Source organism: Bordetella bronchialis (assembly GCF_001676705.1).
GTDB classification, from domain to species: domain Bacteria; phylum Pseudomonadota; class Gammaproteobacteria; order Burkholderiales; family Burkholderiaceae_B; genus Bordetella_C; species Bordetella_C bronchialis.
In genome coordinates, this window is record NZ_CP016170.1 from 4311474 (window position 1) to 4325169 (window position 13696).

At 67.8% G+C, this 13696-nt stretch carries 11 protein-coding genes, 1 tRNA gene and 1 pseudogene; 6 read left to right on the forward strand and 7 right to left on the reverse strand.

Annotated elements, in window-relative coordinates; translation table 11 throughout:
- The first annotated feature begins 11 nt into the window (after positions 1–11).
- Both BAU06_RS19005 and BAU06_RS19010 read left to right on the forward strand, forming a co-directional pair.
- The gene (locus tag BAU06_RS19005; RefSeq protein WP_066353604.1) at positions 12–989 is read left to right on the forward strand and encodes a Bug family tripartite tricarboxylate transporter substrate binding protein; all 978 of its coding nucleotides are present in this window, start codon (positions 12–14) and stop codon (positions 987–989) included.
- A gap of 111 nt (positions 990–1100) precedes the next feature.
- On the forward strand, positions 1101–1958 hold the full coding sequence (locus BAU06_RS19010) for a polysaccharide deacetylase family protein (protein ID WP_066353605.1): 858 nt from the start codon (positions 1101–1103) through the stop codon (positions 1956–1958).
- Positions 1959–2223: 265 nt separating this feature from the next.
- Here BAU06_RS19010 and BAU06_RS26305 read toward each other — a convergent pair.
- The 5 genes and pseudogenes from BAU06_RS26305 to BAU06_RS19035 form a co-directional block, all read right to left on the reverse strand.
- A pseudogene (locus tag BAU06_RS26305) lies at positions 2224–2385 on the reverse strand (integrase); the annotation flags it as partial.
- 125 nt (positions 2386–2510) lie between these two features.
- Positions 2511–2595 (reverse strand) — tRNA-Leu (locus tag BAU06_RS19020).
- A 161-nt stretch (positions 2596–2756) separates the two neighbouring features.
- A complete protein-coding gene (secG, locus tag BAU06_RS19025; protein ID WP_066353612.1) occupies positions 2757–3251 on the reverse strand; it encodes a preprotein translocase subunit SecG in 495 nt (164 codons plus the stop codon).
- Positions 3252–3271: 20 nt separating this feature from the next.
- The gene (gene tpiA / locus BAU06_RS19030) at positions 3272–3970 is read right to left on the reverse strand and encodes a triose-phosphate isomerase (RefSeq protein WP_066359364.1); all 699 of its coding nucleotides are present in this window, start codon (positions 3968–3970) and stop codon (positions 3272–3274) included.
- Between the two features lie 220 nt (positions 3971–4190).
- Positions 4191–5174 carry an NAD(P)H-quinone oxidoreductase gene (locus BAU06_RS19035; protein WP_066353614.1) on the reverse strand — a complete coding sequence of 328 codons (984 nt, stop codon included), beginning with the start codon at positions 5172–5174 and terminating at the stop codon, positions 4191–4193.
- Positions 5175–5361: 187 nt separating this feature from the next.
- Between BAU06_RS19035 and BAU06_RS19040 the strand changes: the two genes are divergently transcribed.
- The gene (locus BAU06_RS19040) at positions 5362–5700 is read left to right on the forward strand and encodes a putative signal transducing protein (RefSeq protein WP_066353616.1); all 339 of its coding nucleotides are present in this window, start codon (positions 5362–5364) and stop codon (positions 5698–5700) included.
- On the opposite strand, the gene BAU06_RS19045 is transcribed toward BAU06_RS19040, so the two are convergent.
- Positions 5697–6617, reverse strand: coding sequence for a bestrophin family protein (locus tag BAU06_RS19045; protein ID WP_066353622.1), 921 nt, complete (start codon positions 6615–6617; stop codon positions 5697–5699). The two genes, BAU06_RS19040 and BAU06_RS19045, sit on opposite strands and share 4 nt — an antisense overlap.
- Entirely contained in the window at positions 6614–8929 is a 2316-nt protein-coding gene (locus BAU06_RS19050) for an FdhF/YdeP family oxidoreductase (RefSeq protein WP_066353623.1), read from the reverse strand. Before BAU06_RS19050 ends, BAU06_RS19045 begins: the two co-directional genes overlap by 4 nt.
- Before the next feature lie 184 nt (positions 8930–9113).
- On the opposite strand from BAU06_RS19050, the gene BAU06_RS19055 reads away from it, so the two are divergent.
- The 3 genes from BAU06_RS19055 (at position 9114) to BAU06_RS19065 (ending at position 13557) form a co-directional block, all read left to right on the forward strand.
- Entirely contained in the window at positions 9114–10544 is a 1431-nt protein-coding gene (locus BAU06_RS19055; RefSeq protein WP_066359366.1) for an aminotransferase-like domain-containing protein, read from the forward strand.
- A gap of 151 nt (positions 10545–10695) precedes the next feature.
- Entirely contained in the window at positions 10696–12492 is a 1797-nt protein-coding gene (locus BAU06_RS19060) for a thiamine pyrophosphate-requiring protein (RefSeq protein ID WP_066353627.1), read from the forward strand.
- 63 nt (positions 12493–12555) lie between these two features.
- Entirely contained in the window at positions 12556–13557 is a 1002-nt protein-coding gene (locus BAU06_RS19065) for an SDR family oxidoreductase (protein ID WP_066353629.1), read from the forward strand.
- Positions 13558–13696 lie beyond the last annotated feature (139 nt).

Sequence of the window (13696 nt, forward strand, 5' to 3'; positions counted from 1 at the left end):
GGGAATACACCATGAAGCGATTACTGGCAGCATTCCTGGCAAGCACCGCCGCCCTGCTCGCGACGCCCGGCGCGGCGGCCGGGGATTATCCGGACCGCCCGATACGGCTGATCATGCCATTCAGTCCCGGCGGGCCGACGGACATGGTGGCGCGTGTGCTGGCCCAGCATGCCGGGCAGCGCCTGGGCCAGACCATCATTGTGGAGAACCGCCCCGGCGCCAACGGCATCATCGGCACGGGCGCGGTGGCCAGCGCGCCGCCCGACGGCTATACGCTGCTGCTCGCCCCGACCTCCCACACCATCAACCCCAGCCTGTACAAGAAGCTGCCCTATGACACCGTGCGGGACTTCGCCTCGGTGATCTACGTGGGGAACTCGCCGGGGCTGGTGCTGGTCGTGGGCAACCAGGTGCCGGCGCAGTCCGTACAGGAACTGATCGAGCTCACCAAGAAGCCGGGCGCCTCCGTGGCCTACGGATCGGCCGGCAACGGCAACCTGCTGCACCTGGCGGGCGAATACTTCAACCGCGCCACGGGCGCCCGCATGCTGCACGTGCCGTACAAAGGCGCGGGCGCCATCATCGCTGGACTGTATTCAGGCGAGATCCAGGCCGCCTTCCTGGGTCCGCCCCAGGCGGCGGAGCTGATCCAGGGCGGCAAGCTGCGCGGCCTGGCCGTGACCAGCCCCAAGCGCATCCCGCAATTGCCGCAGCTGCCCACCATCGCCGAATCCGGCTTCCCGGGCTACGACTTCGACGGCGGCATCCAGGCGGCCATCTACGCGCCGGCGGGCACGCCGCCCGCCATCCTCGCCAAGCTGAATGAAGCCTTCAACGCGGTCTTGAAGGAGCCCGAGATCCGCGACCGCTTCGCAACGCTGGCCCTGGACATCGCCGGCGGGCCGCCTTCCGTGCTGGACAAGCAGGTGGCGACCCGCATGGCGCTGTACGCGGGGCTGGTCCGGCAAGCCGGGATAGAACCGGAGTAGGTGCAGGGCCTTCAAACGTGGCTTGCCGTGATGTCACAACGGTGGCCCTGACGTCATCTCCTTGCCTGAACACAGGCCGCCGCCATGGCGGCACAACCAAAGAGCACGCACATGAACAAGCCCTCCTCCCGCTACCCTCGTGAATGGCAATGGCCGGGCGGCGAAAACATCGCGATCTCCGTCACGCTGGCCTTCGAGTCCTTCGTGAACCACAGCCAGATCACGCTGGAGAAAACCGCCAACAAGACCGACCACTTTTCCCTGAGCTATGCCCAATACGGCGCCAAGGCCGGCATCTGGCGCCTGATGGATCTGCTGGACGAATTCGGCATCAAGAGCAATGTGTCCACCAACGGCCTGGCGGCGGAGCGCCATCCCGATGTCATCCGCGCCCTGACCGACGCCGGCCACGAAGTGGCGGGCCACGCCTGGGCCAACGACATCCTGATGCGCGACGACGACCCGGCGGCCGAGCTCGAGGAAATCCGCCGCTGCACGCGCGTGCTGACGGAAACCGCCGGCCGCCCGCCGTCCGGATGGACCAGTCCCGGCAGCGCCGGCTCGGCCAATACGCTGGATTTCCTGGTGCAGGAAGGCTATCTGTGGAACGCCGACGATGCCAGCGACGACCTGCCCTTCCTCCGGCAGACCGCCCACGGCCCCATCGTCATCATGCCGCGCACCAACCTGCCCCATAACGACCTGTGGATGTGGGTGCTGGGCCGCAATCCACCCGGCATCATCTGGGACGGCTTCAAGGACACCTTCGACGAGCTATACCGCGAAGGCCGGGCGGGCAAGCCGAAGTGGACGGAAATCACCCTGCACGCCCACATGGCGGGCCGGCCCACGCTGATTCCCACCTTGCGGCGCTGCTTGCAGTACGCCATGGGCCACGAAGGCGTTTGGTGGGCGACGAAGACGCAGATTGCGGCGTGGGCGAAGCAGCGGGAGGGAACGTCCGCGTAAGGGCATTCCCGAGACGATGTTCCCGGTCCAGCCGCTACATACAGCCAACTCAATTGAGAGACGGAACTCGGCGACCTCCGGCATTACCCCGAGCCGACATCAACCATTCCGTTCGCGCGATATCCGTGAGCAGCAGCTTTTTCAAATCCTTGACCGGCAGCAGCCGGACATAGGCCGACCACGGTAGCGTGAACACCTGGGACAGTTCGGAAAGGTCGAATTTCCGAGATACTGTCTCGGAATTCTCCACGGGCCGCGCTTCCGTCCCGGTAATCGCCAGCCGCCGATTCGCCACCAGCTCGGCCGCATCCCGCACCGGTTTATGCTCGGTATGAACGTAGTGCATGAACATCGCCCCAGTCTTTTGGACTGTCAGCTTCATGCCCACCTTGGTTGGCACACCGGGGTTGGTAATGTGCGTCGTCGCTCAATGTGGGTCGTCGCTCAATGGCGGATGCCGTAGTGTCGAGCTGTAGCCGGCGTAAAACAAAAAACCCGCGGAACGCTTGCGTTCCCGCGGGTTTTGTTTCCGGTGAGGCCGGATCGTATCCTTGGTGCCGACGGCGAGACTCGAACTCGCACAGCTTTCGCCACTACCCCCTCAAGATAGCGTGTCTACCAATTTCACCACGTCGGCTGGGGTTTCTTCCGGGTTCCCCATATAGAGTTGCCCATACGGGTTTCCCCATATCGCGCCGCATCGGCAGTTGGCCATGTCGCCAACCGCCCGGCATCGCGGAAAGACCGAAATTCTAGCATGGTCGGCGCGTACCCGCCGCCGACCGGTCCTGTCCTGGCTTACTTCGCCGGCGTGGCCGGTTTAACGGGCGCGGCGGGCTGCGAGGACGTGGCGGGCGCCTGGGGCACCGACGCGTCGGGCTTGGCGGGCGCGGTCGGCGCGGGAGCGGGCACCGACGGCACGGCCGGCACCGACGCATCGCCTTGCGGAGCCGGAGCCGGGACCGGCGCACTGCCCGGCGCCTGGGGCACGGACTTGTCGGCCGGCGCCTGGTAGCCCTGCATCACACCCGTGTCCAGCGTGGGCGCGTTGCCGCCCTTGTGGGTGACGTAGGCCAGCCCGGCCGTGGACGCGAAAAACACCACCGCGGCCCATTTCGTCGTGCGCGACAGGAAGTTGGCGGCCCCGGAGGCGCCGAACAGGCTGCCGGCCGAGCCGGTGCCGAAGGCCGAACCCATATCGGCGCCCTTGCCTTGCTGCAGCAGGACCAGAACGATGATGGCCAGTGCGGACAGCACCTGCACGATCATCAGCGCGGAAAGCATCAAAGACATTACTTGCTCCAGACGGAAACTCAAATTGCGGCTATGCGCAGGAATTCATCGGCCACCAGCGAGGCGCCGCCCACCAGGGCGCCGTCGATATCCGGCATGGCGAACAGCTCGGCGGCATTGGCGGCCTTGACGCTGCCGCCATACAGAATACGGACCTGCGGCACGCCCAGGCCGCGCAGGGCGACGCGGATCGCGCCGTGGACTTCCTGCGCCTGCTCCGGCGTGGCGGTGCGTCCGGTGCCGATCGCCCACACCGGCTCGTAGGCCAGCACCAGGTGGTTCAGGGATTGGGCGCCCAGTGCCAGGATGGGCTCCAGCTGGCGCTCGATGACGCCCAGCGTATTGCCGCCTTCGCGCTCGGCCAGGGTTTCGCCCACGCACACCACCGGGGTCAGGCCCGCCGCCAGGGCGGTCCTGGCCTTTTGCGCGACCAGCTCATCGGTTTCACCGTGCATGGCGCGGCGCTCGGAATGGCCGGCCAGCGCCCAGCGGCAGCCGAAATCCTTCAGCATGGCGGCCGACACCTCGCCGGTGTAGGCGCCCTTGTCATGCACGCTGATGTCTTGCGCGCCCCAGGACACGGCGCTGCCGTCCAGCAGTGCCTGCGCCTGCGCCAGGTAGGGGAACGGCACGCAGACGCCGATCTGGCAGGTACCGGCCCCGGCGCGGGCGCGCAGGGCGTCCAGCAGCGCGGCGTTTTCCGCCAGGCTGCCGTGCATTTTCCAGTTGCCCAGCACCAGACGCGCGCGCGCGGCGCCTGCCGGGGTCGAAGAAGCGGCGTCGGCGGGCGAGTCTCGGCGGTCGTCTGTGCTCATGGGTATCCGGCGTGGTTGTCCTAGGCGGCGTCCAGGAAAAAATCCCGGTCAAACCCGCGATTGTATCTTGTTTGGACGGCCTGGGGATGCCGGGGCCGCTGCGGCCCTCGCTGGACACGCCGGGTCAACCCTTGACGGTCAGGATGATCTTCCCGATCTGCTCGCCGGCCTCCATCATGGCGTGGGCCCGGGCGGCCTCCTCCAGCGGAAAGGTGGCATGGATGATGGGCTTGATCTTGCCGCTTTCCAGCAGGGGCCACACCTTCTGGCGCAGGCTGTCGGCGATGTCGCCCTTGAAGGCGACGGGGCGCGGACGCAGGGTGGAGCCCGTAATCGTCAGCCGGCGGCGCATCACCTGGCCGAAATCGACATTGCCGTGGTTGCCGCCCAGCGTGGCGATCAGGACGATGCGGCCTTCGTCGGCCAGGCACTGGATATCGCGGGCGATGTAGTCGCCCGCCACCATATCCAGGATGACGTTCACGCCGGCGCCGCCGGTGGCGTCCAGGACCTCGCCGACGAAATCCTGTTCCCGGTAGTTGATGCCGCGGGCGGCGCCCAGCTTCTCGATGGCGCGGGCGCGGTCGTCGCTGCCGGCCGTGCCGTACACCTTGTGCCCCAGCGCGCTGGCCAGCTGGATGGCCGTGGTGCCGATGCCGCTGGCGCCTCCGTGGACCAGCAGGCTTTCGCCGGCGGCCAGGCGGCCGCGGTCGAACACATTGCTCCAGACCGTGAAATAGGTCTCGGGCAAGCCGGCGGCCTCGACCTCGGACAGGCCGGCGGGGATCGGCAGGCATTGCGGGACCGGGACGACGCAATACTCGGCATAGCCACCGCCCGCGACCAGGGCGCAGACCTTGTCGCCGATGGCGAAGCCGCCCACGGCCGCATCGCCGCCGACGATTTCACCGGCGATCTCCAGGCCGGGCAGGTCCGATGCGCCCCGCGGCGGCGGGTAGGCCCCCTTGCGCTGCAGCGTATCGGGACGGTTGACTCCCGCCGCCGACACCTTGACCAGGACTTCGCCCGGTCCGGGCTCCGGCATGGGACGTTGGGCGGGAACGAGCACCTCGGGTCCACCGGGGCGGGAGATTTCGACGGCGAGCATAGGCGGCACCTCTGTTGTCCTGGACGAAAACCCTGATTATCGCGCGACGGCGGGGCCGCGGATCAAGAAAAGGCGGGCCTCCCCGCCGGGACGGCCATCCCGCGGCTTCCATCCATCCTTCCCTGGCGACGGCAGGCCGGTCCGGTCTATCATCCCTGGCAACGCAAAGATCGCTCCGATCCGCCCCATGATCCGGCTCACGCGCGCGCCCAACCTGCTTATCGCCCAGCACTGGATGAATCTGCTGGCGCAGGCCCGCATCGCCTGCGAAATGCATAACCAGTACCTGCTGGGTGCCATGGGCGACATCCCCGCGGATCAATGCGGGCCCGAAATCTGGCTCGAACATGAACGCGACCTCGACCTGGCCAGCCGCATCATCGACGGGGGCTGGACCGACCCTGGCCAGTCGCGGGCCCATTGGTGCTGCGTCTGGTGCGGGGAATGGTCGGAGCCTCAGTTCACCTTGTGCTGGCAATGCGGGGCGGCCCGGGAAGACGGCCAGGCAGCCCCACCCACCCGTTAACTCAGGCGATACCGCGGGTCCGGACGCGGAGCGGGCGGAATCTCCTTGCCGCACAGCTCCAGCAGCGAACGCTCGATGGACCTTGTCATCGCGTCCAGCGCCAGGCTATTGGGCGCCGTGCCGAAGGGTTCGGCGATTTCGCCGGCAATGGCCTCCAGCGCGATCAGGGTGTACGACACGAACACCGAAACCACCGGCGTCAGGCCGCCGATCGAGCTGACCAGGCAGAACGGCAGCAGCGCGCAATAGATGTAGACGGTCCGATGCAGCAGCACGCCATAGGGATAGGGAATGGGCGTGGAAGCGATGCGCTCGCAGCCGCCCAGCATGGCGCCCAGCTCATTGAGCTGGCCATCCAGCATCCACAGCCCCGTGCCCCGCAGCTTCCCTTGCCGCTGCTGCTCGCCCAGGACGCGGCGCGCTTCGTTCAGGATGGCGACCGGCCGGTACTCCGCGCGCAGGACGGCGTTGGCCTGGTCCGGACCGAGCAGGCGCCGCAGGTCCGCGGCAGGATCGGTGCCGCGCAACTGGTGCTTGAGCGCGTAGACGAAAGCGATCAGCCCCTGCACGAAAGCCTGGCGGTCGAATACGGCGGGGTCCGGCGACGCGTAGTTCAAGGCCTGCGAGACCAGCGCCCGGCTGGAGATCGCGACCTGCCCCCATAGATGCCGCGCTTCGCAGTAGCGCTCGTAGCTGGCCGTATTGCGAAAGGCCAGGAATATCGTCAGCGCCACGCCCGCCAGCGTGAAGGGCGCGGTATTCAAGGGAACGCGCTCGCCCAGCAGGCGGCCGTGCGTCCATACCGCCAGCAGCCCCAGGGCCGCCATCAGCCCCAGCTGCGGCAGGATGGCCTGCAGCACCGAGCCGTCCCACACGAACAGCATGCGGAACCAGTTGTGATTGCGGCGAACGATCATGCCGGCACCGCCTGCGCGCGATGCAGCAGCACCGGGATGGACTTGGAGGTCGGCGTATTGCAGCCGTCCGCCACGCTGGACAGCGGCACCAGGGGATTGGTCTCGGGATAGTAGGCGCCGACGCAGCCGCGCGGGATGTCGTACTCCACCAGCAGGAAGCCGTCGGCGCGCCGCTCGACGCCGTCGTCCCACACGGTGGTCATATCCACCCATTCGCCGGCCCGCAGGCCCAGCATCTCCAGATCCGCCCGGTTGGCGAAGACCACCCGCCGCTGCCCGAACACGCCACGGTAGCGGTCGTCCAGGCCGTACACGGTCGTGTTGTACTGGTCGTGCGATCGGGTAGTCATCAGCACCATGACCCGCTCGCCGTACTGTTCGCGGGCGCGATGAATGGGCGTATCGCGGGAAATCGGGCGGGGAAGGAAATTGGCCTTGCCCGTGGGCGTCTTCCATTCGCGCTCGCGGGAAGCCACGCGCAAGTGGAAGCCGCCGGGTCGGGCGATGCGGGCGTTGTAGTCCTCGAAGCCTTCCACGGCGAGCTCGATGGCGTCGCGCACGCGGGCATAGTCGCGCGCCCAGCCCAGCCAATCCACCTTGGCGCTGCCCAGCGTGGCGTGCGCCATATTGGCCACGATGGCGGTCTCCGACATCAGGTGGGCCGAGGCCGGCGTGTTGCGGCCATAGGAGACGTGGACCATGCTCATGGAGTCTTCCACCGTGACGCCCTGGGGCACGCCATCCTGGAGATCGATTTCGGTGCGGCCCAGGGTGGGCAGGATAAGCGCCTCGCGGCCGTGCACCAGATGGCTGCGGTTGAGCTTGGTGGCGATGTGCACGGTCAGGTCGCAGGCGCGCAAGCCTTCCCAGGTAAGCGGCGTGTCGGGCGTGGCCATGGCGAAATTGCCGCCCAGGCTGACGAAAACCTTGATGCGGCCTTCCCGCATCGCCTGGATCGTCTCCACGACATCGTGGCCATGCCGGCGTGGCGGCTCGAAATCGAAGACCCGGCCCAGCCTGTCCAGGAAAGCGGCGGTCGGCTTTTCTTCTATGCCCACCGTGCGGTTGCCCTGCACATTGGAATGGCCGCGCACCGGGCACAGCCCGGCCCCTTCGCGTCCGATGTTCCCGCGCATCATCATCAGGTTGGACAGCATGCGGATGGCGGCGACCGAGTCCTTGTGCTGGGTCAGGCCCATGCCCCAGGTCGCGATCACGCGCCGACCCTGCGCATAGACCCGCGCCAGCGCATCGATGGACGCGCGCGGCACGCCGGATTCTTCCTCCAGCGTGGCCCAGTCCTGCGCGCGCAGGTCGGCCTGGAAGGCGTCGAAGCCGGCGGTGTGCGCCCGGATGAAGTCCACGTCCAGCACGCGCCCGTCGCCGCGGGCGACGGCCTCGTCGTCCCATTCCAGCACGCGCTTGGCCACGCCCTTGAGCAAGGCCAGATCGCCGCCCAGCCGCGGCTGGATGAACAGCGTGGCGATGCGGGTGTCCGTCAGGGTCAGCATTTCCACGGGGCTCTGCGGGCTGGCGAAGCGCTCCAGGCCCCGTTCCCGCAAAGGGTTGATGGACACGATCGTAGCGCCACGGCGCGCGCAGGCCCGCAGCTCGCCCAGCATGCGCGGATGGTTGGTGGCGGGGTTCTGTCCGAAGATCAGGATGGTATCGGCATGCTCGAAGTCCTCCAGCGTGACCGTTCCCTTGCCGATGCCCACGGTGGCCGGCAGGCCGCGGCTGGTGGCCTCGTGGCACATATTGGAGCAATCCGGGAAGTTGTTGGTGCCATACATCCGCACGAACAACTGGTAGGCGAACGCCGCCTCGTTGCTGGCCCGGCCCGACGTATAGAAGGCAGCCTGGTCGGGATCCGGCAGCGCCCGCAGGTGGCGGGCAATCAAGACATAGGCGTCCGACCATGCGATGGGCCGATAGGTGTCGCTGGCCGCGTCATAGGCCATGGGTTCGGTCAGGCGCCCATGCTGTTCCAGCTCGTAGTCGCTCTGGCGCATCAGGCTGGCCACGGTATTGCGCGCGAAGAACGCCGGGGTCGCGCGCCTGGCGGTGGCTTCCGCCGCCACCGCCTTGACGCCGTTTTCGCAGAATTCGAAGGTGGACGTCGGTGTCCGGTCCGGCCACGCGCAGCCGGGACAATCGAAGCCGTCGGGCTGGTTCTGGCGCAATAGCGCGCGGTAATCCGCGCCGGGGACTTTCTCCTTGAACAGGGTAATGGCTACCTGCTTCAGGGCGCCCCACCCCGCGGCGGGGTGATGGTACGGGGCGATGCGGGGCTTGGGTGAGGATTTTTCCATGGCGGCACTGGGTTCACGGCGGGCCGCGTTCCGGCCACGATGGCGGAGCGATCACCCGTATGGCGGAAGATTAAGACCGGCGCCGCGTGCGATGAGGTACAGTTTCGGCATTGACGAAGAGGTACAGTTCGCGGCAGCCCCGGCCCCGGCGGCCCGGATCGAGCCCACCCACCCGCCCGCCGCCATGAAGCTCTACGAAGATCTCGCCGCCGAGCTGGAGCACCAGATCCGCAACGGCGTACTGTCCGCCGGCACGCGCCTGCCGTCGGTGCGCCGCGCCAGCCAGCACCGGCGCGTCAGCAAAGGCACCGTCATCCGCGCCTATCTGCTGCTCGAAAGCCGCGGACTGATCGAGAGCCGCCCGCAGTCGGGCTATTTCGTGCGCAAGGTCGCCCAGCGCCGCGAACCGCAGGCGCTGCGGGCGTCCCGCCCGAATCCCGCGTCGGCGCCGGTGGACGTGGGCCGACTGGTGCTTTCGACGCTGCGCTCCATCGGCGCCGACGCGGCGATGCCTTTGGGCTCGCCCTATCCCGATCCCAAGCTGTTTCCCTCCGCCCGGATCAATCGCTACGCCCACGCGGTCGCGCGCACGCGCACGCAATGGAGCGTCACCGACGAGCTGCCGCCCGGCAGCCCGGAACTGATCCGCCAGATCGCCCGCCGCTACCTGGAGAACGGCACCACGGTGGACCCGCACGAAATCGTCGTCACCGTGGGCGCGACCGAGGCCATCAACCTCTGCCTGCAGGCCGTGGCGCGGCCGGGCGACATCGTCGCGGTGGAATCCCCCACCTTCTACGCCATGCTGCACGCCATCGAACGCATGGGCATGCGCGCGGTGGAAGTCGCCACCCATCCCACGCACGGCATCGACATCGGGGCGCTGGCGCGCATCCTGGGCCGCCAGCGCATCGCCGCCTGCATGGTGATGCCCAATTTCCAGAATCCGCTGGGCTTCCGGATGCCGGACGAGCGCAAGCGCGAACTGGTCGCGCTGCTGGCCCGGCACGACGTACCGGTGATCGAAAACGATGTCTACAACGAGCTGTATTTCGGGACGACGCACCCGGCGCCCCTCAAGGCCTACGACAGCAAGGGCCTGGTATTGCACTGCGCGTCGTTTTCCAAGAGCCTGACGGCCGCCTATCACATCGGCTGGGCCATGCCCGGCCGCTACCGCGACCAGGTCGAGAAGCTCAAATTCCTGAACACGCTGACCACGCCGGCCATTCCGCAGCTGGCCATCGCCCGCTATCTGGAGCACGACGGCTACGACTACCATCTGCGCCGCGTGCGCAAGGCCTACGCACAACAGGCCAGGCTGATGATCGCCGCGGTAAATCGCTATTTCCCGCCGGGCACGCGCACTTCGCAACCCCAGGGCGGCTATGTGCTGTGGGTGGAGCTTCCGCCCGCGGTGGACGCGATGCGGCTGTACCGCATGGCCCTGGAACGCGGCATCACGATCGGGCCGGGCCATATGTTCTCCGCGACCCAGGCCTACGCACATTTCATCCGCCTGAATTACAGCTACGCCTGGTCCCCCGCCACGGAGCGCGCGCTGGCCGAGGTGGGCAAGATGGCGGCGGCGTGCATGCGGCAGGCGCCACGATAAGACGAGCACGCGGCGCCAACCGCGGGTACACGGCTTGCTGAACCGGCCGGTCGATCACGCGGTGCGTATGCGCCCGCCGCCTGCTCAAGGGCGGCGCGCACCGCCCCATCCCTGGCGGACGCGAGCGCCGCCCGCAATCGGAGCAAGGCCCATGTCTATCACTGTCGGAGACTTCATCGTCGAACGCCTGCACGCCTGGGGCGTGCGCCGCATCTACGGCTACCCGGGCGACGGCATCAACGGCGTGTTCGGCGCGTTGAGCCGCGCGCAAGGCAAGATCGAATTCGTCCAGGCGCGCCATGAGGAAATGGCGGCCTTCATGGCCTCGGCCCACGCCAAGTTCACGGGCGAGCTGGGTGTCTGCATCGCGACCTCCGGCCCGGGCGCATCGCACCTGATCACCGGCATGTACGACGCCCGCATGGACCATATGCCCGTGCTGGCCATCGTCGGCCAGCAGGCGCGCGCCGCGCTGGGCGGCCATTACCAGCAGGAGCTGGACCTGGTGTCGATGTTCAAGGACGTGGCCGCCGGTTTCGTCCAGCAGGCCAGCGTGCCCGCCCAGGTCCGGCACCTGGTGGACCGCGCCATCCGCACCGCGCTGGGACAGAAGCTGGTCACCGCCATCGTGCTGCCCAACGATCTGCAGGACCTGCCCTACGAGGAGCCCGGCCGCAAGCACGGCACGGTGCACTCCGGCGTCGGCTACCGGACGCCCCGCACCGTACCCTATGCCGAAGACCTGCAACGCGCGGCCGACGTTCTGAATGCCGGCAAGAAGGTGGCGATCCTGGTCGGCGCCGGCGCCCTGCATGCCACCGATGAAGTGATCGCCGTGGCGGACCGGCTGGGCGCGGGCGTGGCCAAGGCGCTGCTGGGCAAGGCCGCCCTGCCCGACGACTTGCCCTGGGTCACGGGATCCATCGGCCTGCTGGGCACGGAGCCCAGCTACAAACTGATGACCGAGTGCGACACGCTGCTGATGATAGGCTCCGGCTTTCCCTATTCGGAATTCATGCCGAAGGAAGGCCAGGCGCGTGGCGTGCAGATCGACATCAAGCCCGATATGCTGAGCCTGCGCTATCCCATGGAAGTCAATCTGGTCGGCGACAGCGCGGAAACCCTGCGCGAACTGCTGCCCTTGCTGCGGCCGCGCGAGGATAACGCCTGGCGCAAGTCCATCGAAGGCTGGACGGCGGACTGGTGGCAGAAACTGGAAAAGCGCGCGCTGGCCGACGCCGAAGGCGGCGTCAATCCGCAGCGCACGGTGTGGGAGTTGTCGCCACGCGTCCCCTCGGACGCCATCGTCACCAGCGATTCCGGCTCGGTGGCCAACTGGTACGCGCGCGACCTGAAAGTCCGGCGCGGCATGATGTGCTCGCTCTCCGGCGGGCTCGCCTCCATGGGGGCCGCCGTGCCCTACGCCATCGCCGCCAAATTCGCCTATCCGCGCCGGCCCGTCATCGCGCTTGTGGGCGACGGCGCCATGCAGATGAACAACATGGCCGAGCTGATCACCGTGGCCAAGTACTGGAAGCAATGGGAAGATCCGCGCTGGATCTGCATGGTCCTGAACAACGCCGACCTGAACCAGGTCACCTGGGAACAGCGCGTGATGGAAGGCGACCCCAAGTTCGAAGCCTCGCAGAACATCCCTTCCGTGCCCTATCACCAGTTCGCCGAGACCATAGGCCTGCGCGGCCTGTACGTCGACCGCGCCGATGCCATGGGCGCGGCCTGGGACCAGGCCCTGGCCTCGGACCGCCCCGTGGTCATCGAAGTAAAAAGCGACCCCAACGTTCCGCCGCTGCCGCCGCACATCACCCTGGCGCAGGCCAAGGCCTTCGCCACCACGCTGGTCAAGGGCGACCCGGATCAAGGCCACGTGATACTGAATACCGCCAAGCAGGTGCTGGGCAGCGTGTTGCCGGGACGCAAGGACAAATAAGGACTTGCCCCGGGACGGGATCGAAGGGCAAACCACGCAGGCCGATCACAGGCGGAGGACCGCATGCTTCATCGTAAACACGTCATCCGGACGGTCGCCATCACCGGCGCCAGCGCCGGCGTGGGCCGCGCCACGGCCCTGGAATTCGCCCGGCGCGGCGCCGACGTCGCCCTGCTGGCCCGCGATGCCGATGCCCTGGAAGCCACGGCGCGGGAGGTCCGCCAGCACGGCGTGCGCGCCCTGGCGATACCGGTCGATGTCGCCGATGCCGCGGCCGTGCAGCGGGCGGCGGACCAGGTCGAAGGTGAGCTGGGGCCCATCGATGCATGGATCAACAACGCCATGCTGACCGTGTTCTCGCCCTTCGTGAAGCTGTCGCCGGAAGAATACGAGCGCGTGACGGCGGTGACCTACCTGGGCCAGGTCTACGGGACGATGGCGGCCCTGCGCCACATGCGGCCGCGCAACCACGGCACCATCGTGCAGGTGGGCTCCGCCCTGGCTTACCGCGCCATTCCCTTGCAATCGGCGTACTGCGGCGCCAAGCACGGCGTGCGCGGCTTCACCGACTCGCTGCGCAGCGAGCTCCTGCACGACCGCAGCCGCATCCACCTGACCATGGTGCAGCTGCCGGCCCTGAATACGCCGCAGTTCGACTGGGCGGAATGCCACGTGGCCTACGCGCCGCGGCCCGTGCCGCCCATTTTCCAGCCGGAAGTCGCGGCACGGGCCATCGTGTGGGCGGCCATGCATCGGCGGCGCGAAGTCCATGTCGGGATGCCGACCATCAAGGCCATCGTCGCCAACAAGTTCTTCCCTGGACTGCTGGATCGCTACCTGGCGCTGACCAACTACGCGGCACAGCAGCGCACGCCATTGGCGCCGGCGCCGCGCGTGAGCAACCTGTGGCGGCCCGTTCCCGGACGCCACGCCGCCCATGGATCCTTCGACGATGTCGCGCGCCCGCATAGCGGCGCCTTGTGGGCCTCCACGCACCGGGTTGCGGTGGCGGGCGGCGGGCTCGCGCTCGGCGCCCTGCTTTGGGCCATGCTGAAAAAGCGCTGACACCGTCGCCGGCCTGCCGGCCGGATTCGCATAAGACCCCGCCCGAAGACGCGCACCTCGCGGCTTCCTGCCAAGCGCGCCGCGCCATTCTCCACGAATCGTCATCCGTGGATTGACAGTCCGGATATTGCCGGACACC

Bases quoted from the DNA above. Each gene is read 5' to 3' on its own strand.
- BAU06_RS19005 (WP_066353604.1), top strand. From the start codon at position 12: ATGAAGCGATTACTGGCAGCATTCCTGGCAAGCACCGCCGCCCTGCTC.
- BAU06_RS19010 (WP_066353605.1), top strand. From the start codon at position 1,101: ATGAACAAGCCCTCCTCCCGCTACCCTCGTGAATGGCAATGGCCGGGC.
- secG (WP_066353612.1), bottom strand. From the start codon at position 3,251: ATGTCTTTGATGCTTTCCGCGCTGATGATCGTGCAGGTGCTGTCCGCA.
- tpiA (WP_066359364.1), bottom strand. From the start codon at position 3,970: ATGCACGGCAGCCTGGCGGAAAACGCCGCGCTGCTGGACGCCCTGCGC.
- BAU06_RS19035 (WP_066353614.1), bottom strand. From the start codon at position 5,174: ATGCTCGCCGTCGAAATCTCCCGCCCCGGTGGACCCGAGGTGCTCGTT.
- BAU06_RS19040 (WP_066353616.1), top strand. From the start codon at position 5,362: ATGATCCGGCTCACGCGCGCGCCCAACCTGCTTATCGCCCAGCACTGG.
- BAU06_RS19045 (WP_066353622.1), bottom strand. From the start codon at position 6,617: ATGATCGTTCGCCGCAATCACAACTGGTTCCGCATGCTGTTCGTGTGG.
- BAU06_RS19050 (WP_066353623.1), bottom strand. From the start codon at position 8,929: ATGGAAAAATCCTCACCCAAGCCCCGCATCGCCCCGTACCATCACCCC.
- BAU06_RS19055 (WP_066359366.1), top strand. From the start codon at position 9,114: ATGAAGCTCTACGAAGATCTCGCCGCCGAGCTGGAGCACCAGATCCGC.
- BAU06_RS19060 (WP_066353627.1), top strand. From the start codon at position 10,696: ATGTCTATCACTGTCGGAGACTTCATCGTCGAACGCCTGCACGCCTGG.
- BAU06_RS19065 (WP_066353629.1), top strand. From the start codon at position 12,556: ATGCTTCATCGTAAACACGTCATCCGGACGGTCGCCATCACCGGCGCC.